A 20,307-nucleotide genomic window follows, 5' to 3' on the forward strand; every position below is an offset into this window, starting at 1 on the left:
GTTACTCCCACCTGATCCGGGGGTCGAGCCAGGCGTACACGAGGTCGGTGAGCAGCTGGACGAGGACGAAGACGGCGACCAGGAGCAGCAGGAGGTCCTGGACGACCGGGTAGTCCCGCCGCTGGAGGCCCTGTTCGGCGAGCTGCCCGAGGCCCGGCCAGGCGAAGATCGCCTCGACGAGCACGGCACCGCCGAGCAGGTTGCCGACCTGCATGCCGAGCAGGGTGACGACGGGCGGGAGGGCGTTCGGCAGGGTGTGGCGCCACAGCAGCCGGCGCGGGGCGATCCCGGCGGCGGTGGCGGTGCGGATGTAGTCCTCGGCCAGCCCGCGTTCGATGCCGTCCTTGAGGTAGCGGCCGAGGACGGCCGCGCTGGGCAGGGCCAGGCAGAGCGCGGGGAGCACCAGGTACTGCGCGGCGAGGTCCGGGGCGCTGAGGAAGGCGACCCGGCCGCCCGGCGGCAGCACCCCGAGGACCACGGCGAAGAGCAGCACCAGCAGGACGCCGCTGACGAAGGGGGGCACGGCCAGCGCGGCGGTGGTGGTGACCCGGACCGCCGTCCGGACCCAGCGGCTGCGGGAGGTGGCCCCGAGCACGCCGAAGGCCGTACCGAGCACGATGACGAACAGCAGGGCGGCCGCGGTGAGTTCGGCGGTCGCGCCGAGTCCGTCGCCGATCAGGTCGGCGGTCCGGCCGCCGATCGCGTAGGACGGTCCGAGGTCGCCGGTGAGCAGGGAGCCGATCCAGTGGACGTACTGGGAGAGCAGGGGTGCGTCCAGGCCGAGCCGGTCGCGGATCGCGGCGACGGTCGCCGCGTCCGCGTCGGGCCCGGCGAGCGTGGTGGCGGGGTCGCCGGGGACCAGCCGGAGGATGGCGAAGATGACGAACGAGGCGGCGATCAGGACCAGGAGGGCGGACGGCAGCCGTCGGAGCAGGTAGCCGCGCATGTCACACCAGGTAGGCGTTGTCGAGGTTGAGGTAGGAGAACTTGTTCAGCGCGACGCCGTGCACCCGGTCGGCGGTGACCTGGACCTGGCCGCGCACGACGAGGTCGATGAGGAAGGCCTCGTCGAGCAGGATGGAGGAGATCTTCTCGTGCAGGGCGTTGGCGGCGGCCGCGTTGGTCTCCGGCTCGGTCCAGGCCTCCTGGACGACCTTGGTGTACTCGGCGGAGCGGTACTTGGAGGTGTTCTTCGCCTCGTTGAACGGATAGGCGCTCACGGCGAGCGTGGACGGCTGGACCTGCGCGAAGCCGTGGCCCATGGTCCACAGCGCCGGCATGCCCTGCGAGATCAGCTTCTTCTGCGCGGTGGCGCCGTCGGTGGGCTGGAGGGTGACATGGACGCCGACCTGCTTGAGGTCGTACTGGATGGACTCGGCGATCGCCGTGTCACCGGGCAGCGCCAGGTGCAGCAGCGGGAGTTCGAGCCTGGTGTGCCCCGCGGACTTCAGCAGCTGCCGGGCCTTGCCGGGGTTGTGGGTGTAGTGGGTGCGGTGGGCCTCGGTGAAGGCGGGCGAGGACTTGGGCCAGGGCGCGGCGGAGGCGAGGCCGTAGCCGCCGAGGGTCTGGGCGAGCAGCCGGTCGCGGTCGATGGCCCAGGCGAGTGCCTGGCGGACGGTCCGGTCGTTCAGCGGGGCGACGGTGGTGTTGACGCCCAGGTAGACGGCGCCGGCGCCGGTGTCGTAGTTCTTGATCGCGAGGTGCGGGTCGCCCTTGACGACGCCGAGGCTCTTGCCGGGGACGTCGAAGGACAGCTGGGACTGGCCGGAGCGCAGGGACGAGATCAGCGCGTCGGCCTGGGGTATCACCCGCACCTCGACGCCGTCGAGGTAGGGGCGGCCCGGCTGCCAGTACGTGTCGTTCCTGGTGAGGCTGAGCCCGGAGCCGGGGCTCCACTTCTTCAGCTTGAACGGCCCGGTCCCGATGAGCTTCTTGCCGGTGACAGCGTCCTCGACGGTCTCCGAGTCCGTGATGATCATGAACTCGAACAGGTCGAAGAGGTTGTTCACCGGGTGCGCCAGCTTCAGCACCAGCTCGTGGTCGCCGCGCTTCTCGAATCCGGTGACCGCGGCGGCCGTGCTGCGCAACTGGGCTGCGCGTACCGGGTTCTGAAGGTTCTTCACGGCGAAGATCACGTCGTCGGCGGTGAACGTGCGGCCGTTGTGGAAGGTGACGTCGTCGCGCAGCCGGAGCGTGATGCTGCGCCCGTCCTTGGCGTACGTCCAGGAGGTGGCCAGCTCCGGCTTCGGGCTGAGCCGGTCGTCGTAGCGCGTGAGGGTGTTGTAGATCAGCCGGTGCTGGAGGGACTGCCCGCTCTGGGCGAACAGCAGGGCGGGGGCGAAGTCGGCGTTGACGGCGAGGTTGAGCACCCCGCCGCGCTTGGGGGCGGCGCTCGCGCCCTTCGGGGCGGACGAGGCGTCGGACACCGCCGAGCGGCAGCCCGCCAGGCCCAGTCCGAGGAGGAGGGTGGAGCCGCCCGCAGCGCGCAGCGTGGAGCGCCGGGACGGCCCGGGGGGCGTGAGGGGGTACAGCTCGGTCATCGAAGCCTGCCTGTGACGGTGCGGAAGGGTGAAGGGAGAGTGCGGCGGAGCCCGTTCACGCATTAGTTCCGCTGCGGGAGGAATGGATCCACAGCGATGCGCGGCCCGGAGGACGTGCCGTACGGACCGCGCTGCGGACGTACGGGAGCGGCACGGGCGGCCGGGAGCATGGAGTACGGGAAGTGTGAGGCCAGGCCGTCAGGCCATGACGTCGCCCGGCGCCTCGGAGGTCAGCGGGACACCGGGAGACCGGGGCCGGGAGGGACCGTGAAGGAGGCGGAACGGGTCAGCTGTGGACGGCACAGACCGCGCTGGCCTGTCGACAGAGGTCGACGTGCCTGCGGGAGATGAGGCGCATGTCCGGGTTCACGGGAGCAATATGACAGTGGCTTCGCCGGACGGTCAACCTGCCCTGTCCGGATCTTGGTACGAAACCCCCTTCCGCCCCTTACGCACGGCTACGGCATCGACGCCGCCAGAGGGCTTCTGAACAGCGGGTTCAGCACAATCGTGCCCGCCGCGACGGGCAGGACCATCGTCCCGGCATGCGGACTGACGATCCGTTCGGGATCGCCGCAGACGTGTGAGTGGTCCACCGCCGCGCCCCGGATCTCCTCCAGGTACTCCGGGTTGACCATGCTGGAGTGCTCGGTGACCACGACGAGATCCGGGTTGAGGACGTCGAGCAGGAGGGCGGTCGCCCGGCCGACCGCCCGGGCCCGTTCGCGCAGCAGCCGGTCGGCGCGCCGGTCCCCGGCCGCCGCCGCGTCCACCACCAGGAACGCGTCCGGTTCGGGGACGATCCCGCGTCGTACGGCGGTGTGCGCCACGGCGGTGTTGGAGGCCGTCGCCTCCAGGCAGCCGGAGCGTCCGCAGGGGCAGATCGCGGTGGAGTCCGGCACGGGCAGATGGGCCACGTCACCGGCGCCGGAGCCCGGGCCCTGGTGGACCACCCCGGCGATGCCCAGCGCCGCGTCGACCACGTTGCCGATGAAGAGGTGGACCAGGCTGCGCCGGGCCGCGGGCCGGCCGAAGAGGATCTCGGACTGGGCGATGGCCCGGGCGTGGTTGTCGATCCGCACCTCGGTCCCGTCCAGGCCGCGGGAGATCTCGGCGGCCAGCGGCCGCTGCGCCCAGCCCAGCCGTTCGTGGCGCACGGCCGTCCCCGTGGCCGGGTCCACCCAGCCGCCGAGCGCCGCGCCCACGCCCAGCAGCCGCCGGCCGCGCGCGGCGTCGCCGAGGAAGGCCCGCAGCTCCTGGACGATCCGGCGCGGCAGGTCCGCGCGGGACATGCCGTCGTGCGGGAGGTTGCGCCGGTCGAGGAGCCGGCCGCGCAGGTCGAGCAGGCCGAACGTCGAACCGGGCACGCCGATGTGGACCCCGCCCACCAGCGGGCCGCCGCGCTCCCCGGTGTGCAGGTCGACCGGGATCTGCGGCCGGCCGACGCCCTTGCTGGCCACCAGCTCGGGCAGCTCCCGCACCAGGCCGAGGCGTACGAGGTCGGTGCACTGCCGCGAGACCGCGGCCGGGCTGAGCCCCGAGCGGTCGGCGATGGCCCGGCGGGCGACGGGACCGTGGTCCAGCACGGTCCGCAGCACCGTGGCGGCGTTGGTCTCGCGCCTGCCGTCACCGGTCGCGCGGGAGAGGTGGGGGGCGGCTGTCATGGGGCCTTCCTTCGGTCCTGCGACGCCTGGGCGGTCGCAACGTTACGGCGGCATGAAATCGCGCGGGGCCCGGTGCCCGGCCTGCCGACCGGGTCTTCGCCCTGCGCGTCGGTACGGATGAACTCCCAGGTCAAACCGGTGTTTTCGGCATCACGACGGAGGGGCGCGGGCCGTGCGCAGGCGCCGATTGAACCACTGCCCGGCGCCCTGCGGGGCACCGGCGGGTGCTTGACGTACGGCGCGGGGCGCTGGAATTCTCCGGGACATGTTCGCGACGGCAGTTCCCGATGCGCGGCCCGCCCGCGCCGGCCGCCCCGCACCGACGCCCGCGTGTCCGGGCCTCTGTACCGCCGCCTGACCGACAGCCGGCCCGCCTCCGGACGCTTCCGTCCCGCCTCGCCCCCGCTCCCGCGACACCGCACCCGTGTCCGTCTGCGGCCGTCTCACGCCTCAATTACTTCCTCTCCAAGATTAATCAACGCGCCCTCGGCCCGGACCGCACGGACGGCCGGCCAAGAGCGCGTACTCCGAAGGGAATCGCACCCATGTCCTCCACCACCACGGCCCCCGCTCCGGCCCTCACCGTCCAGAAGCTCGGCGGCCGCATCGGCGCGGTCATCTCCGGCGTACGGCTCGGCGGCGACCTCGCCCCGGAGACCGTCGCGGCCGTCCGCGAGGCGCTGCTCGCCAACAAGGTCGTCTTCTTCCGCGGCCAGGACCACCTGGACGAGGACAGCCACGAGGCGTTCGGCCGGCTGCTCGGCACTCCGGTCGCCCACCCGACCGTCCCGTCCGCCGACGGCCGCTACTCGCTCGGCATCGACTCGGACCACGGCGGTCGCGCCAACCAGTGGCACACCGACGTCACCTTCGTCCCGGCCTACCCGGCCTTCTCCATCCTCCGGGCCGTCGTGATCCCGCCGTACGGCGGCAACACCCTGTGGTCGAACACCGCCGCCGCCTACGCCGAGCTGCCCGAGCAGCTGCGGGCCCTGGCGGACAGCCTGCGGGCCGTGCACTCCAACGACTACGACTACGCCGCGCTGCGTCCCAACGCGGTGCCGGAGGCCCTCGCCAAGTACAAGGAGGTCTTCACCTCGACGAAGTTCCTCACCGAGCACCCGGTGGTCCGCGTCCACCCCGAGACGCGGGAGCGCGTCCTGCTGCTCGGCAACTTCGTGCAGCGGATCAGCGGGCTGACGGGCCGCGACTCCCGGGCGCTCGTCGACCTGTTCCAGTCCCACATCGAGCGCCCGGAGAACACCGTGCGCTGGGACTGGCAGGTGGGCGACGTCGCCATCTGGGACAACCGCGCCACCCAGCACTACGGCGTCGACGACTCCGACACCCACGAGCGCAAGCTCCGCCGCGTCACCATCGACGGTGACATCCCGGTCGGTGTCGACGGCCGCTCCTCCACCCTCATCAGCCCGGCGGCGGTGCCCGACCCGTCCTTCGGCATCCCCTCCGGCGCCTCGACGGCCGGTGCCGATGCGACGACCGCCGCATGAGCGCGTCCACTCCTGCCCCGGCGGGCGGCGCCGCGGCGTCGCCCGCCGGGGCGCCCCCGCAGGTGATCGTGGTCCTGACCGACCAGCAGCGCTGGGACACCGCCGGTGTGCACGGCAACCCGGCGGGTGTGACCCCCGAATTCGACCGGATCGCCCGCGAGGGCACCCTGTTCGAGCAGGCCGTCACCCCCAACCCCGTCTGTGCGCCCGCCCGTTCGGCCCTGCAGACGGGCCGCTTCCCGACCTCCACCGGCGTGTTCCGCAACGGGCTGCCGCTCCCCCAGGACATCCCGACGCTCGCCGGCGAGTTCGCGGCGGCCGGATACACCACCGGCTACATCGGGAAGTGGCATCTGGCGGGCGAGGACGGTCCTGACGGCCCCGTGGAGCCGGGCCTGCGCGGCGGCTACGAGAAGTGGCTCGCATCGGACCGGCTCGAATTCACCTCGGACGCGTACCGCACGGTGGTCCACGACGAGGACGGCACACCGGTCCGGCTGCCCGGCTACCGCTCGGACGCACTGATCGACGCGGCGATCCGGTTCGTGGCAGACCACCACGACCGCCCCTATCTGCTCTTCCTCTCCCTCCTGGAGCCGCACCACCAGAACCCCACCGACGACTACCCGGCCCCCGCCGGCTACCGGGAGCGCTACGAGGGCGCCTGGCTGCCGCCGGACCTGGCCGCGCTCGCACCGGGAGCCCCGCAGGGCGGCGCGCACCGGCATCTGGCCGGGTACCTCGGCCAGATCAAGCGGGTCGACGAGGGGGTGGGCCGGCTGCGCGACGCCCTGCGGAGCATCGGCACCGAGGACCGCACGATCCTGGCCTGGACGGCGGACCACGGCTCCCATTTCCGTACCCGCAACAGCGAGTACAAGCGCTCGGCCCACGAGGCGTCGGTCCGGGTCCCGCTCGCGCTCACCGGTCCTGGATTCACCGGCGGCGGCCTCGTCCGGCAGCCCGTCGGCACACTGGACCTGATGCCCACGCTGCTGGCCGCCGCGGGCATCGCCGTACCGGACGGTGTCCAGGGGCGTTCGCTGCTGCCGCTGACCGGTGGGGGCCGCGATCCCGGCCGGCCCGGCTCGGCGTTCGTCCAGATCAGCGAGGACCGGGTGGGCCGCGCGGTCCGCACCTCGCGCTGGAAGTACGCGGTGGAGGCGCCGGGCGCGGACGCCTGGAACGACGCGGACGCGGACAGCTACACGGAGACGGAGCTGTACGACCTGGCGGCCGATCCGTACGAGCTGGACAACCTCGCCGGACTCGACTCGCACCGCGAGGTCGCCGACGGGCTGCGCGGGGAACTCCTCGCCTGGCTGGAGCGGATCGAGGGCGCGAAGCCCGCGATCGAGCCGGCCGAGGTCCGCCCGTCGGGCCGGCGCCGCGCGGAGTCGTTCCCGGCCGGGGCGCCCTGGGAGGGGCTTCGCTTCGGCCACAGCCCGCGCCCATGACGACGCGGGGTGCCGGGCCGGGCCCGCCGGCTCCGGCACCCCGCGCTCAGGCGGTCTGCGCTCAGGCGGTCTGCGCGACGACGGCCGGGGCGGTGGTCCGGCGCGTCTTCGCCGCCCACCTCGCCACCGGTCCCAGCGCGTACGAGGCGGCGAGGACCAGCGCGCCGAGCAGCAGCCAGCCCGCCGTGCCCCAGCCGATGAGCAGCGCGGTGAGCAGCAGCGGCCCCAGGGTGCGCGCGACGGTGACACCGGTGCCGAAGAAGCCCTGGTACTCCCCGACGCGGCCCGCCGGTGCCAGAGCGAAGGCGAGCTGCCAGGAGCCCGCCGAGTGGAACATCTCGGCGGCGACCAGGAGCAAGGAGCCGCCGACCAGCGCCGCCGCCGCGCCCCACGGCGAACCGGCCGCCGAGAGGGCGAAGACGGCGCAGGTGAGGAGCATCAGCCGGCCGGACCGGCGCAGCGCGCGGGCGGCCGTGGGCAGGCCGCGCACGGAGCGTGCGGTGCGGACCTGGAAGAGCATCACGGCCCCGGTGTTGAGGACGAAGAGCGCGGAGACCAGCCACTCGGGGGCGGTGGTCCGCTCGGTGATCCAGAGCGGCAGGCCGAGGCTGAGCAGCGGCATGCGCAGGAGCAGCACGGTGTTGAGCAGGGTGACGACGGCGTAGGGCCGGTCGCGGAGCACTTCGAGCTTCGCGCCCCGCTCCCCCGCCACCGGCGCCACGGCCGGCAGCCTCAGCAGGACGAGGCCGCAGAGCAGAAAGCTCACGGCGTCGACGGCGAAGACTCCGAGGTACGCGGCGGTGGTCCCGGCGGACAGGGCGAGCCCGCCGAGCGCGGCGCCCACGGCGAGGCCGGCGTTGAGGGTCGACTGGAGATGGGCGAGGGCGCCGGTGCGCCGCTCGTCGGGGACGAGGCCCGCGAGGAGCGCCTGCCGGGCGGCGGCGAGTCCGGACTGCGCGGTGGCGTAGACACAGGCCGCCGCGAGGAACAGCCAGAAGTCCCGTACGACCAGGAAGGACGCGACGGCGAGGCCGGTCGTCAGGGCGAGCAGCACCGCCGTGCCCCGGGGTCCCCGCCGGTCCGCGAGCCGGCCGAGCGGCACCCCGGCCACCGATCCGACCGCCCAGGCCGCCGTGAGGCCGAGCCCGATCCGGGCGGGGGCGAGCCCGACGACATGGGTGAAGTAGAGGGCCGAGGTGACGTAGTAGGCGCCGTCACCGACAGAGTTGCTCAACTGGGCGAGCGACAGGGTGCGTTGAGGTCCGGCGGGCGGCAGAAGGTTCGGCATGCCGTTGACACTAGGGGGCAGGCGGCTCACTCGCATGGGGCATTCACGCGTCATGGGAGTGGGCCACTTCGCCGGACTGGACTTGCGGGTCCATTTTTGCGTTCCTACGGTGACCTGACCTCGCCGCGGCACACGAGCCGCGGTGACGGCTCGCAGAGAGGCACACCTGATGCACGCGATCCACATCACCCGGCACGGCGGCCCGGAGGTCATGACCTGGACCGAACTGCCGGACCCCGCACCCGCCCCCGGTCAGGCCCTGGTCCGGCTCGGCGCCGCCGGGGTGAACTTCATGGACGTGGGCGCCCGCAAGGCCGGCGGCGGGGGCTGGGCCGCGCCGACCGTGCTCGGCGCCGAGGGGATGGGGTACGTGACCGCGCTCGGCGAGGGTGTCGAGGGGCTGGCGGTCGGTGACCGGGTGGCCTGGTTCTACCACCCCGGCAGCTACGCGGAGGTCCTGGCCGTCCCGGCGGAGAGGCTGGTCAGGGTACCCGACGAGGTGCCGGACGAGACGGCGGCCGCGGTGATGATGCAGGGGCTCACCGCCAACCACTTCACCACCGAGACGTACGCCGTCGGCCCCGGCGACACGGCCGTGGTGCATGCCGCCGCCGGTGGCGTGGGGCTGCTGCTGACCCAGATGATCAAGGCGCGTGGCGGCCGGGTCATCGGCCTGGTGTCCCGGGCGGAGAAGGCGGCTGTCGCCGAGGAGGCCGGTGCGGACCATGTCCTGGTGTCGTCCGGGGCCGGGTTCGAGGACCGGGTGCGGGAGCTGACGGACGGCGAGGGTGCCCATGTCGTGTACGACGGCGGCGGGACCTCGACGTTCCGGTCCTCGCAGCTGGCCCTGCGGCTGCACGGGGTGCATGCCTACTACGGCCCCTTCATGGGCGTACCGTCGCTCTCGGTGACCGATCTGCCGAGCAGCATCCTGCTGTCGTACCCGACCGTGCAGGACCATGTCCCCACCCGGGAGGCGCTGGTCGCCCGGACCGGGGAGGTCTTCGCGATGGTGCGGGAGGGGAAGCTGTCGCCGCGCATCGGCGGGCGGTACGCGCTCTCGGACGCGGCGCGGGCCCACAGCGACCTGGAGTCCCGCCGGACCACCGGAAAGCTGCTGCTCATCCCCTGACCCACCCGCACCCGCGGCGACCGCGAGAGAAGGAGAGACAGCGTGACGTTGACCCCCAAGGGCGCCGCGACCAAGCAGCGCATCGTCGAGGGAGCCGCCGCGGCGGTCCGGCGGCACGGTGTGTTCACGCTGACGCTCGACGACGTCCTGGCGCTCACGGCGACCAGCAAGAGCCAGCTGTTCCACTACTTTCCCGGCGGGAAGGACGAGCTGATGCTGGCCGTCGCCCGCCACGAGGCGGACCGGGTGATCGGCGACCAGCAGCCGGAGCTGAGCGCCCTCACCTCGTGGCCCGCCTGGCTGAGCTGGCGCGACAAGGTCGTCGCCCGCTACCGCGAGCAGGGCCGGGAGTGCCCGCTCGACATCGCGGTCTCCGGGATCGGACCGGCCTCGTCGGGCGCGCAGGCCGTCGCCACCGAGCTGCTGGAGCGCTGGCAGGGCGAACTGGCCGCCGGTATCCGGCACATGCAGTCGATCGGGGAGATCGACGCCGACCGGGACCCGGACCGCTCGGCGGCGGCGCTGCTGGCCGGGATCCAGGGCGGTGTGGTGATCCTGCTGTCCACCGGCCGCCCGGGGCATCTGGAGGCGGCCCTCGACCAGGGCATCGACGATCTGCGCCGCCGGGCACGCACCGGAAGCGGAAGGCCGTGAAACAGGCCGGCTGCTAAGGTCGACACGCTGTTCAGCGTGTGACGGAGCATGTGACGAGGAGACCGGACATGGCAGGCGACGACGACATCTCCGGGTGATACCCGGATGTGACCGGCCACCGCGGGCGCCCAGGGCGCTGCCGCGCGGCCATCTCGTCGTTCCCTTCGGCCATTTCTCCGGGAGGCGTTTCTCGCCGACCCCGGAATCCCACACGCGAGGTTCCCCGCATGCCCGACGCATCCGTCATCTGCTCCGGCCTCTCCTTCTCCTGGCCCGACGACACCCCCGTCCTCAGCGGCCTGTCCTTCGCCGTGGGCCCCGGCCGCACCGGGCTCGTCGCGCCCAATGGATCCGGCAAGTCCACCCTGCTCAAGCTCATCGCCGGTGAGCTGCGTCCCACCGGCGGCTCGGTCGCCGTGGAGGGCACCCTCGGCTACCTCCCCCAGAGCCTTCCGCTGACCGGTGATCTGTCGGTGGCGCAGGTCCTGGGCGTCGACGCGGTGATCCGCGCGCTGGACGCCGTCGAGTCGGGCGACGTGGACGAGAAGCACTTCGCGGTCATCGGCGACGACTGGGACATCGAGGAGCGCACCCGTGCCCAGCTCGACCGGCTCGGGCTCGGAGGCATCGCGCTGGACCGGAGCATCGGCAGCCTCAGCGGCGGCCAGGCCGTCTCGCTCGGTCTGGCGGCGCAGTTGCTGAGGCGGCCCGACGTCCTGCTGCTCGACGAGCCGACGAACAACCTGGACCTCGACGCCCGGCACACCCTCCACGACGCGCTGGAGGCATGGAGCGGCACGCTCCTCCTCGTCAGCCACGACCGCGCCCTCCTCGACCGCATGGACCGCATCGCGGAGCTCGACGCGAGCGAACTGCGGCTGTACGGAGGCAACTTCACTGTGTACGAGGAAGCCGTGCGGGCCGAGCGCGAGGTGGCCGAGAAGAACGTCCGCAACGCCGAGCAGGAGCTGAAGCGGGAGAAGCGCGAGATGCAGCAGGCCCGCGAACGGGCCGAGCGCCGGGCGAGCAACGCGGCCCGCAACCTCAAGAGCGCGGGCCTGCCGCGCATCTTCGCCGGCACCATGAAGCGGGGCGCCCAGGAGTCCGCGGGCCGGGCCGGACAGACCCACGCCGCCCGGGTCGGCGAGGCCCGGGCCCGTCTGGACGAGGCCGGGCGTGCCGTGTGCGACGACCGGCACATCACCCTCGACCTGCCGGACACCGATGTCCCGGCCGGACGCACGGTGCTCCTCGGTGAGGGGTTGCGGGTCCGCTACGACGGCCGGGAGCAGTTCTCCGGCCAGGGAGTCGACCTGGCGATCCGCGGCCCCGAGCGCATCGCCCTCACGGGTCCCAACGGGGCGGGCAAGAGCACCCTGTTGCGGCTGATCAACGGCGATCTGGCGCTGGACGGCGGTCACATCAGGCGGGCGGACGGGCGGATCGCGTACCTCTCGCAGCGGCTCGACCTGCTCGACCCCGACCGCACGGTGGCCGAGAACTTCGCCGCGTTCGCCCCGCACCGCACGGAGGCGGAGCGGATGAACCTGCTCGCGCGCTTCCTCTTCCGCGGCGACGGCGCCCATCTGCCCGTGGGGGTGCTGTCGGGCGGCGAACGGCTGCGGGCCACCCTGGCCTGTGTCCTGTGCGCCGAACCGGCCCCGCAGCTGCTGCTCCTGGACGAGCCGACCAACAACCTCGACCTGGTCAGCGCCGACCGGCTGGAGAGCGCGCTCGGCTCCTACCGGGGAGCGTTCGTGGTCGTCAGCCACGACGAGAAGTTCCTCGACCGGATCGGGGTGAACCGCTGGCTGCGGCTGGCGGACGGTGAGCTCTGGAGACCGGGGCGCCGCGGACATGACGCGCTGACGTGCCGTCCAGGCCCGCGCCCGAGGCGACCGCCCGGCGGGCCCAGAACCGTTCACACCGGAGGCAGACCGTGTCACCGTCCGCACTGCTCGCCCATGACCTCGTCCGCACCCTCGGCACCGCACGCGTGCTCGACGGCGTATCGCTCACCGCTTCCCCCGGCCACCGCATCGGCCTGATCGGGGAGAACGGTGTCGGCAAGTCGACCCTGCTGCGGCTGCTGGCCGGGGCGGACCGACCCGACGCCGGCCGCGTCACCCGGCCCGCCGATGTGGGCTTCCTGCACCAGGAGATGGCGTTCGAAGCCGGATCCACCGTCGCCGACGTCCTCGACGACGCCCTCCGCGAGGCGCGGGCCGACCTCGCGGAGCTCGACCGGCTCGGCGGGCTGCTGGCCCGCACGCCCCAGGACGACCCGTCCTGCGCCGGGCTCCTGGAGACCTACGGCCGACGGCTCGAACAGGCGCAGGAGCGGGAGACCTGGGACGCGGACCGGCGGGCCGCCGTGCTGCTCACCGGTCTCGGCCTCGCCTCCCTGGGGCACGGGCGGACGCTCGGTTCGCTCTCGGGCGGGCAGCGCGGCCGGCTCGCGCTGGCCGCGCTGCTGGTGCGGCGGCCGGCCGCGCTGCTGCTGGACGAGCCGACCAACCATCTCGACGACGGGGCCGCAGTCTTCGTGGAGGAGCAGCTGCGCGGGATGCCGGGGCCGGTCGTGCTCGCCAGCCACGACCGGGCGTTCCTGGACGCCGTCTGCACGGATCTGATCGATCTGGACCCGGCCGTCGGAGGGCCTGTGCGGTACGGCGGCGGGTACAGCGCCTACCTGGCGCGGAAGCGGGCCGAGCGGGCGCGCTGGGAGCGCCGGTACGCGCAGGAGCAGCAAGAGATCGAGGCGCTGCGCCGCTCGGCCGAAGTGACCGCGCGTCAGGTCGCGCCGGACCGGGGACCGCGCGACAGCGAGAAGATGGGGTACGGGGTGCGGGCGGGGCGGGTGCAGAGCCAGATCGCGCGCCGGGTCCGCAACGCCTCGCGGCGGCTGGAGGAGCTGGAGCGCCGCCAGGTCGCCGAGCCGCCCCGGCCGCTGCGGTTCCGCTTCACCCCGCCGGCCGGACCGGCGCCCGAGGGCGCGCTCGTCTCGCTGCGCGGGGTACGGGTGCCGGGCCGGCTGGCCCTCGACCGCCTCGACATCGCGGCGGACGACCGCCTGCTGGTGACGGGCGGCAACGGGGCGGGCAAGTCGACGCTGCTCGCGGTGCTCGCCGGGCGGCTCACCCCCGAGGGTGAGGTGGAGCGGCGGCCGGGGACGACGGTGGGGGTGCTGGCGCAGGACACGGTCTTTGGCAGTCCCGGCCTCAGCGTCCGCGAAACCTATGTACGGTCGCTGGGCGCCGAGCGGGCCGAGCGGGTGCCGCTGGCCTCACTCGGGCTGATCCACGAGAACGAGTTCGGCAAGCCGGTGGGGCAGTTGTCGGCCGGTCAGCGGCGCAGGCTCGCGCTCGCGCTGCTGACCGCCCGGCCGCCGGAGCTGCTGCTGCTCGACGAGCCCACGAACCACCTCTCCCCCCGGCTCTGCGACGAGCTGGAGGAGGCGCTGGGTTCGGGGCCCGGCGCGATCGTGCTGGCCAGTCACGACCGCCGGCTGCGCGGGCGGTGGCCGGGCCGCGAGCTCCGGCTGCGGCCGGCCGCCGCCGGTCAGGCGTAGGGGTCGAAGGGGATTCCGGCGGGCTTCGCCTTCTCCAGGTGGGAGGCGAAGTTGCCGTCCTTCAGGCCGAAGACGGCGCTGCCGAAGTCGGCCTGCACCAGCTTGTCGCGGAGGCCGGCCGGGTAGCCGTTCCAGCCGATCAGGTCGGGGAACTGCCACTGGTGGTAGTGGTTCTCCGGCGGCTCGTCGCCGGAGGTCGCGCGGCGGAAGCAGTGCGTCCCGATGCCGTCCTTGTGGTAGACGACCTTGGGGTGCGTCCCGTCCCAGAGCATCTCGTCGCGGTTGTACACGTTGAAGTTGCCGTGGGCGGAGGTGGAGACGTATTTGGCCTCGTTGTCCTGCACCCACACGACGACGTGCTCCCAGTCGTGGCGGTGCCCGCCGAGGCCGCTTCCGGCGACGGCCTGGTCCTTCTCGAAGTAGAGGCCGTAGATGACGGCGCACCAGCCGTTGTTGCACAGGGAGCGCGCGTAGCCGTTGGTGTTGTCGAGGTCCCAGGAGTCGTGGCAGCTGCCGTTGACGGCGCCCGTGGTCTTGAGTCCGGGGGCGATGGTCCCGTCGGGGCCGATGGCGGGGGTCGGGTAGCAGCCGTCCCCGTCGTAGTCGTAGGCCGGCTGGAACGACTGCTCCAGGCCGTCCGCGTTGGCGGGCAGGGCGCCCGGTACGTCGGCGAAGGCGCTGCCCGGCACGGCGAGGACCAGCACCCCCGCCGCGGCCAGTGCGAGCGGCATTCTGCGGATCCGTCGTGTGTCCCTCACTGATTCCTCCTGGTCGACGCGTGCCGGACTCGGCCCTGCGATGTCATGCCCATGACGAGGCTGCCGGAACCCTCGGGTCCGGCCGGGCACGGTGGAGGAATCGGTGGTGAAGCCTGGGCCAACAGTGCGGGAGGGGAAGCCGGTTCAGGCCGCCGTGCGCGCGTCCCCGCCGTGGGTGTCGTGGTGGATGGGCGTCCGCGAGCCGGTCAGCGGTGCGCCCGTCCCGCCCCGGCGCATCGCGACGATCTCCGCCGCGATGGACAGCGCCGTCTCCTCGGGGGTCCGGGCGCCGAGGTCCAGGCCGATCGGTGAGCGCAGCCGGCCCAGCTCCTCGTCGCCGACGCCGGCTTCGCGCAGCCGCCGGTCGCGGTCCTCGTGGGTACGGCGCGAGCCCATCGCGCCGACGTACGCGGCCGGCAGCCGCAGCGCCGTCTCCAGCAGCGGCACATCGAACTTGGCGTCATGGGTGAGCACGCACAGGACGGTTCGGTCGTCGGTCGCGGTGCTGCGCAGATACCGGTGCGGCCAGTCGACCACCAGGTCGTCCGCCTCGGGGAAGCGGGCGCGGGTGGCGAAGACCGGCCGCGCGTCGCACACGGTCACGTGGTACCCGAGGAAGCGGCCCGCCCGGACGAGCGCCGTGGCGAAGTCCACGGCGCCGAACACGATCATCCGGGGCGGCGGCACGCTCGACTCCACGAACAGGGTCAGACCGCCCGGACAGCTCGTGCCGTCCTCCGCGATGCCGACGGTGCCCGTACGGCCGGTGTCCAGCAGCGCCTTGGCCTCCGCCGCCGCCCTGCGGTCCAGCTCCGCACGTCCGTCGATGCTGCCTTCGTACGTTCCGTCGGCCCGCACCAGCAGCGCCCGGCCGAGCAGGGCATCGGGACCCCTGACCACCCGGGTGAGCGCCGCCGGGGCGTCGTGTCCGGCCGCCGCCGCAGCCGCCCGCAGGACCGTCGCGCCGGAGGGCACCGGCGCGACGAGGACATCGATGACACCGCCGCAGGTGAGCCCCACGGCGAAGGCGTCCTCGTCGCTGTACCCGAACCGCTCCCGTACCGTCCGGCCGTCCCGGAGCGCCTGGACGCACAGCTCGTACACGGCGCCCTCCACACAGCCCCCGGAGACCGAGCCGATGACGGCGCCCCCGGTGTCGACGGCCATGGCGGCGCCGGGGCCGCGTGGCGCGCTGCCGCCGACGGCCACCACGGTGGCGACCGCGAAGTCCCGCCCCTCCTCGGCCCATTGACGCAGCTCAGCAGCGATGTCAAGCACCCCGGTGCCCCTCCCCGGCGGCGAGCACGCGGTCCGGGCGGATCGGCAGACGGCGGTGGCGCACCCCCGTCGCGTGCCAGACCGCGTTGGCGATCGCGGCGGCGGCGCCCACGATGCCGATCTCGCCGATGCCCTTGATCCCGACCGGGTCGTCCGGGTCGTGGTCGTCCACCCAGTCCGCCTCGATGGGCGGGACGTCCGCGTGGGCGGCGACGTGGTAGCCGGCCAGGTCCGCGTTGACGAAACCTCCGGACGCCCGGTCCCGGACCGCCTCCTCGTGGAGGGCCATGGACAGGCCCCAGGTCATGCCGCCGATGAGCTGGCCGCGGGCGGTGAGCGGGTTGACGATGGTGCCCGCCGCGAAGATGCCCAGCATCCTGCGGACGCGCACCTCGCCGGTGGTGACGTCCACCGCGGCCTCGGCGAACTGCGCCCCGAAGGAGTGCCGTTCCCTCTGGGGCAGGGCGCCGATGGCGTCGGCGGTGTCCGACCGGGCGGTGAGACCCTCCGGCGGTACGGCTCCGCCGAGCGCGAGCCGCTCCCGCAGTTCGCCGGCGGCCAGCCGCACCGCCCAGGCCCAGGAGCGGGTGCCCATGGAGCCTCCGGCGATCCACGCCGGGCCCAGGTCGCTGTCCCCGAGGCGCACCACGATGCGGTCCGGGTCCACCCGCAGCTCGTCGGCCGCCACCGAGGCCATCGCCGTCCTCGCCCCGGTCCCGATGTCGGCCGCATTGATCCGTACGGTGAAGCGGCCGTCCGGCTCCGCCGTGACGGCCGCGGTCGACGCGCCGACGCCGGCCGGGAAGGAGGCCGCCGCCACCCCGGTGCCCAGCAGCCAGCGGCCCTCGCGGCGCACTCCGGGTCGCGGGTCGCGGCCTGCCCAGCCGAACCTGCGGGCGCCCTCCTCGAAGCAGGCGAGCAGATTGCGGCCGCTGAAGGGCAGCCCGGAGACGGGGCCGGCGCCCGGTTCGTTGCGCTTCCGCAGCTCGACCGGGTCCAGGCCGCACTTCTCGGCCAGTTCGTCCATCGCCGATTCGAGGGCGAAGGAGCCCGGCGCCTCGCCCGGCGCCCGCATCCAGGTGGGCGTCGGCACATCGAGGCGCACCAGCCGGTGGGCGGTGCGGTGCGCGTCGGCGTCGTACATGACGCGCCCCACCCCGGCGCTCGACTCCACGAACTCGTGCACGGTCGAGGTGAGGCTCAGCGAGCGGTGGTCGAAGGCGCACAGCCGGCCGTCCGCGTCGGCACCGAGCGTGACCCGCTGGGCCGTGGGGCTGCGGAACCCGACGAGCGAGAACATCTGGCGCCGCGTCAGCACGACCCGCACGGGGCGGTGGAGCAGGGTGGTGGCCATGACGGCGGCCACCTGGTGCGGGGCCAGGCCCTTCGAGCCGAAGCCGCCGCCGACGTGCTCGGAGCGCACCCGGACGGAGCCGGGGTCCAGCGAGAAGAGGGAGGCGAGTTCACCGGCGACCCAGCTGGTGCCCTGGTTGGAGTCGACGACGTCCAGCCGGCCGCCCTCCCAGCGGGCGGTCGCCGCGTGCGGCTCCATGGAGTTGTGGTGCTCCTCCGGGGTGGAGTACTCCTCGTCCACGACGTGGGCCGCGTCCCGGAGGCCGGTGTCGAGATCGCCCTTCTCCGTGTCGGCCTCGACCATCGGGTTGCCCTCGGGCTTGTACGCGCCGGGGTGCCCGGAGGAGAAGTCGACGTCGTGCGGTTCCTCCTCGTAGCGGACCACCAGCGCCTCGGCGGCCTCCCTGGCCTGCTCCGACGTCTCGGCGACGACCAGCGCCACGGGCCAGCCGGCGAACGGGACGCGGTCGTGCTGGAAGAGCCCGACCACCGGATTGGGCCGCCCCAGCATGCCCATGTAGTCGGTGTCGACGCGCGGGGCGTTGCCGTGGTGCAGGACGGTGAGCACGCCGGGCATGGCCAGCACGGGCCCGTCCGCGACGGACCGGACGCGGCCGCGGGCCACGGTGGACAGCACCAGCCAGCCGTGGGCGAGGTCGGCGAACGGGATCTCCCCGGCGTAGCGGGCCGCGCCGGTGACCTTGGCCAGTCCCTCCACACGGGTGCGGGCGGAGCCGACGGCTCCCGTCGCGGTGGTGCTGTCGGTCGTCGTGGTCATCGGGCGGCCTCCTCGGCGAGTTCGGTGAGCACGGCCACGACGAGGTTGCGCATCAGCGTCACCTTGTACGCGTTCTCCGGAAGGGCCTCGGCAGCCGCCAGCTCGGCCTCGGCCGCGGCGGCGAACGCCTCGGCGTCGGCCGGACCGCCGGTCAGCGCCCGCTCGGCGGCGCGGGCGCGCCAGGGCCGGGACGCCACCGCGCCGAAGGCGAGGCGTACCTCGTGGACGGCACCGTCGCGCACGTCGAGGGCGGCGGCGACGGACCCGATGGCGAAGGCGAACGAGGCGCGCTCGCGTACCTTGCGGTAGCGGGAGTGCGCGGCGACGGCGGCGGGCGGCAGGGTGACGCCGGTGATCAGCGCGCCGCCCGGCAGCGCGGTCTCGATGTGCGGGGTGGCCCCCACCGGGAGGTAGAAGGCGTCGAGCGGCAGCTCGCCGGGCCCCTCGGCCGTCTCGTACGTGATGACGGCGTCGAGGGCCGCGAGGGCGACCGCCATGTCGGAGGGGTGGGTCGCCACGCAGTGCTCGGACGCGCCGAGGATCGCGTGGTTGTGGTGCTCGCCCGCGACGGCGGGGCAACCGCTGCCGGGGGTCCGCTTGTTGCACGGCTTGCCGAGGTCGGCGAAGTAGCCGCAGCGGGTCCGCTGGAGGAGGTTGCCGCCGACCGTGGCCATGTTGCGCAGCTGCCCGGAGGCGCCGGCCAGGACGGCCTGGGCGAGCGCCGGGTAGCGGCGTCGTACGTCGGGGTGGGCGGCCAGCTCGCTGTTGGTGACGGTCGCACCGATGCGCAGCCCGCCGTCCGCGGTGGACTCGACGGTGCCGAGCGGGAGTTCCTGGACGTCGACGAGGAGGCCGGGCCGTTCGACGCCCGCCTTCATCAGGTCGACGAGGTTGGTGCCGCCGCCGAGCGGCCGGGCCCCTGGGTCCGTACCGAGCAGGGCGACGGCCCCGGCGACGTCGAAGACGCGTTCGTAACCGAACTCCCTCATGCCGGCAGCTCCTCGGCCTCGGTGGTGACCGTCTCCGCCGCCCGGGCGACCGCCTGCACGATCGACACATAGGCGCCGCAGCGGCAGAGGTTGCCGCTCATCCGCTCACGGATCTCCTCGGCGGTGAGCGCGGGCACCTCCGTCTGCGGCCCGACGTCCTCGGTCACGGCGCTCGGCCAGCCCTCGGCGTGCTCCTGGATCATCCCGAGCGCCGAACAGATCTGGCCGGGGGTGCAGTAGCCGCACTGGTAGCCGTCGAGGTCGAGGAAGGCCTGCTGGACCGGATGCAGCCGGTCGCCGTCGGCCACGCCCTCGATCGTCGTGATCTCGCGCCCCTCGGCGGCGACCGCGAGCTGGAGGCAGGACACCGCCCGGCGCCCGTCGAGCAGCACCGTGCAGGCGCCGCACTGGCCCTGGTCGCAGCCCTTCTTCGTACCGGTCAGATCGAGACGCTCGCGTAAGGCGTCGAGCAGGGTGGTGCGGTGGTCGACGGGCAGCGTGTATTTTTCGCCATTGATGTTCAGGGTGACGGCACTGGACGTCGATGGGGCCATGATCAGCCTTCCTTCGCGTTGCTGATGCGGCGTGGGGGCGCAGTGGTCAACGGACACCGGTCGGCCAACTGGCTTGGTCTGACGCTAGAGTGGACTCAAGCGGACAGCTGTCCGCTTCCTCGTCGAACCTAACGGACGGCTGTCCGGCGGGCAAGGCCGTACCCGGTCGTGGACACGGAAGGAGGAGACGTGCTGGACGGGAGGAGCACGCCTCGACGGCCGGACGCGCAGCGCAATCGCGAGCGCATCCTCGATGTCGCGCTGACCGAGCTGACCCGGGCGGCGGACACCCCCGTGAGCGTGATCGCGAAGAAGGCGGGCGTCGGACAGGGCACGTTCTACCGCAACTTCCCCCACCGCGAGGCCCTCGTCCTGGAGGTCTACCGCTACGAGATGCAGCAGGTCGCCGACACGGCCGCCCAGTTGCTCCGGGACGGCCCCGCCGACCGGGCCCTGCGGGAGTGGATGGACCGGCTGGCGCAGTACGCCATGGCCAAGTCGGGGCTGGCCGACGCGCTGCGGACCACCACCAGCAGGTACAGCAGCCTGGCCGAGCTCGGCCACGGCCCGGTGACCGGGGCGATCCGGCTCCTGCTGGAGGCGAACGACGCGGCCGGCACCATCCGCCCCGGAGTGACGTGCGACGACTTCCTGCTCGCCATCGCCGGTCTCTGGCAGCTCGACCCGCACACCGACTGGCAGCCGCGTGCCGCCCGGCTGTTCGACCTCGTGACGGACGGCCTGCGGGCGGGGGCGCCGTCGGTCTGACCGGCGGCCCCA

At 73.5% G+C, this 20,307-nt stretch carries 16 protein-coding genes and 1 pseudogene; 7 read left to right on the forward strand and 10 right to left on the reverse strand.

Features of this window, described 5'->3' with window-relative positions; genetic code table 11:
* Position 1: 1 nt before the first annotated feature.
* The 4 genes from RLT58_RS01885 to RLT58_RS01895 form a co-directional block, all read right to left on the reverse strand.
* Positions 2–946: an ABC transporter permease gene (locus tag RLT58_RS01885; protein ID WP_311308587.1), complete on the reverse strand. Its 945-nt coding sequence runs from the start codon at positions 944–946 to the stop codon at positions 2–4.
* Between the two features lies 1 nt (position 947).
* The gene (locus RLT58_RS01890; RefSeq protein WP_311308588.1) at positions 948–2,540 is read right to left on the reverse strand and encodes an ABC transporter substrate-binding protein; all 1,593 of its coding nucleotides are present in this window, start codon (positions 2,538–2,540) and stop codon (positions 948–950) included.
* A gap of 286 nt (positions 2,541–2,826) precedes the next feature.
* The gene (locus RLT58_RS36050) at positions 2,827–2,898 is read right to left on the reverse strand and encodes a putative leader peptide (protein ID WP_317824983.1); all 72 of its coding nucleotides are present in this window, start codon (positions 2,896–2,898) and stop codon (positions 2,827–2,829) included.
* Positions 2,899–2,998: 100 nt separating this feature from the next.
* The gene (locus tag RLT58_RS01895; RefSeq protein WP_311308589.1) at positions 2,999–4,204 is read right to left on the reverse strand and encodes an ROK family transcriptional regulator; all 1,206 of its coding nucleotides are present in this window, start codon (positions 4,202–4,204) and stop codon (positions 2,999–3,001) included.
* Between the two features lie 545 nt (positions 4,205–4,749).
* Between RLT58_RS01895 and RLT58_RS01900 the strand changes: the two genes are divergently transcribed.
* On the forward strand, positions 4,750–5,715 hold the full coding sequence (locus tag RLT58_RS01900) for a TauD/TfdA dioxygenase family protein (RefSeq protein ID WP_311308590.1): 966 nt from the start codon (positions 4,750–4,752) through the stop codon (positions 5,713–5,715).
* Positions 5,712–7,172, forward strand: a complete 1,461-nt coding sequence (locus RLT58_RS01905; RefSeq protein ID WP_311308591.1) for a sulfatase-like hydrolase/transferase — start codon at positions 5,712–5,714, stop codon at positions 7,170–7,172. The genes RLT58_RS01900 and RLT58_RS01905 overlap by 4 nt, the downstream gene beginning before the upstream one ends.
* A 61-nt stretch (positions 7,173–7,233) precedes the next feature.
* On the opposite strand, the gene RLT58_RS01910 is transcribed toward RLT58_RS01905, so the two are convergent.
* A complete protein-coding gene (locus RLT58_RS01910) occupies positions 7,234–8,460 on the reverse strand; it encodes an MFS transporter (RefSeq protein WP_311308592.1) in 1,227 nt (408 codons plus the stop codon).
* Between the two features lie 169 nt (positions 8,461–8,629).
* On the opposite strand from RLT58_RS01910, the gene RLT58_RS01915 reads away from it, so the two are divergent.
* The 4 genes and pseudogenes from RLT58_RS01915 to RLT58_RS01930 all read left to right on the forward strand — a co-directional run bounded on the left by RLT58_RS01915 (position 8,630) and on the right by RLT58_RS01930 (position 13,817).
* Positions 8,630–9,592, forward strand: a complete 963-nt coding sequence (locus RLT58_RS01915; RefSeq protein WP_311314393.1) for a quinone oxidoreductase family protein — start codon at positions 8,630–8,632, stop codon at positions 9,590–9,592.
* Between the two features lie 42 nt (positions 9,593–9,634).
* A complete protein-coding gene (locus tag RLT58_RS01920) occupies positions 9,635–10,246 on the forward strand; it encodes a TetR/AcrR family transcriptional regulator (RefSeq protein WP_311308593.1) in 612 nt (203 codons plus the stop codon).
* Between the two features lie 227 nt (positions 10,247–10,473).
* Positions 10,474–12,107: pseudogene (gene abc-f / locus RLT58_RS01925) on the forward strand (ribosomal protection-like ABC-F family protein).
* A 78-nt stretch (positions 12,108–12,185) separates the two neighbouring features.
* Entirely contained in the window at positions 12,186–13,817 is a 1,632-nt protein-coding gene (locus RLT58_RS01930) for an ABC-F family ATP-binding cassette domain-containing protein (protein WP_311308594.1), read from the forward strand.
* Here RLT58_RS01930 and RLT58_RS01935 read toward each other — a convergent pair.
* The 5 genes from RLT58_RS01935 to RLT58_RS01955 form a co-directional block, all read right to left on the reverse strand.
* Positions 13,808–14,548, reverse strand: coding sequence for an NPP1 family protein (locus tag RLT58_RS01935; protein WP_399131808.1), 741 nt, complete (start codon positions 14,546–14,548; stop codon positions 13,808–13,810). The two genes, RLT58_RS01930 and RLT58_RS01935, sit on opposite strands and share 10 nt — an antisense overlap.
* Before the next feature lie 171 nt (positions 14,549–14,719).
* On the reverse strand, positions 14,720–15,853 hold the full coding sequence (locus RLT58_RS01940; protein ID WP_311308596.1) for an XdhC family protein: 1,134 nt from the start codon (positions 15,851–15,853) through the stop codon (positions 14,720–14,722).
* Complete coding sequence (locus RLT58_RS01945; RefSeq protein ID WP_311308597.1) at positions 15,846–17,984, reverse strand: xanthine dehydrogenase family protein molybdopterin-binding subunit; 2,139 nt, start codon at positions 17,982–17,984, stop codon at positions 15,846–15,848. The genes RLT58_RS01940 and RLT58_RS01945 overlap by 8 nt, the downstream gene beginning before the upstream one ends.
* Positions 17,981–18,973 carry an FAD binding domain-containing protein gene (locus tag RLT58_RS01950; protein WP_311308598.1) on the reverse strand — a complete coding sequence of 331 codons (993 nt, stop codon included), beginning with the start codon at positions 18,971–18,973 and terminating at the stop codon, positions 17,981–17,983. Before RLT58_RS01950 ends, RLT58_RS01945 begins: the two co-directional genes overlap by 4 nt.
* Positions 18,970–19,527 (reverse strand): (2Fe-2S)-binding protein, encoded by a 558-nt coding sequence (locus RLT58_RS01955; RefSeq protein WP_311308599.1) that lies wholly within the window; start codon positions 19,525–19,527, stop codon positions 18,970–18,972. Before RLT58_RS01955 ends, RLT58_RS01950 begins: the two co-directional genes overlap by 4 nt.
* A gap of 189 nt (positions 19,528–19,716) precedes the next feature.
* On the opposite strand from RLT58_RS01955, the gene RLT58_RS01960 reads away from it, so the two are divergent.
* A complete protein-coding gene (locus RLT58_RS01960) occupies positions 19,717–20,295 on the forward strand; it encodes a TetR/AcrR family transcriptional regulator (RefSeq protein ID WP_311308600.1) in 579 nt (192 codons plus the stop codon).
* Positions 20,296–20,307 lie beyond the last annotated feature (12 nt).

This window comes from Streptomyces sp. ITFR-16 (assembly GCF_031844705.1).
Lineage (GTDB): Bacteria > Actinomycetota > Actinomycetes > Streptomycetales > Streptomycetaceae > Streptomyces.

What these genes read in the sequence shown, in the direction of transcription:
- RLT58_RS01885 (WP_311308587.1), bottom strand. Translation starts at nt 946, where the DNA reads ATGCGCGGCTACCTGCTCCGACGGCTGCCGTCCGCCCTCCTGGTCCTG.
- RLT58_RS01890 (WP_311308588.1), bottom strand. Translation starts at nt 2,540, where the DNA reads ATGACCGAGCTGTACCCCCTCACGCCCCCCGGGCCGTCCCGGCGCTCC.
- RLT58_RS01895 (WP_311308589.1), bottom strand. Translation starts at nt 4,204, where the DNA reads ATGACAGCCGCCCCCCACCTCTCCCGCGCGACCGGTGACGGCAGGCGC.
- RLT58_RS01900 (WP_311308590.1), top strand. Translation starts at nt 4,750, where the DNA reads ATGTCCTCCACCACCACGGCCCCCGCTCCGGCCCTCACCGTCCAGAAG.
- RLT58_RS01905 (WP_311308591.1), top strand. Translation starts at nt 5,712, where the DNA reads ATGAGCGCGTCCACTCCTGCCCCGGCGGGCGGCGCCGCGGCGTCGCCC.
- RLT58_RS01910 (WP_311308592.1), bottom strand. Translation starts at nt 8,460, where the DNA reads ATGCCGAACCTTCTGCCGCCCGCCGGACCTCAACGCACCCTGTCGCTC.
- RLT58_RS01915 (WP_311314393.1), top strand. Translation starts at nt 8,630, where the DNA reads ATGCACGCGATCCACATCACCCGGCACGGCGGCCCGGAGGTCATGACC.
- RLT58_RS01935 (WP_399131808.1), bottom strand. Translation starts at nt 14,548, where the DNA reads ATGCCGCTCGCACTGGCCGCGGCGGGGGTGCTGGTCCTCGCCGTGCCG.
- RLT58_RS01945 (WP_311308597.1), bottom strand. Translation starts at nt 17,984, where the DNA reads ATGACCACGACGACCGACAGCACCACCGCGACGGGAGCCGTCGGCTCC.
- RLT58_RS01950 (WP_311308598.1), bottom strand. Translation starts at nt 18,973, where the DNA reads ATGAGGGAGTTCGGTTACGAACGCGTCTTCGACGTCGCCGGGGCCGTC.
- RLT58_RS01955 (WP_311308599.1), bottom strand. Translation starts at nt 19,527, where the DNA reads ATGGCCCCATCGACGTCCAGTGCCGTCACCCTGAACATCAATGGCGAA.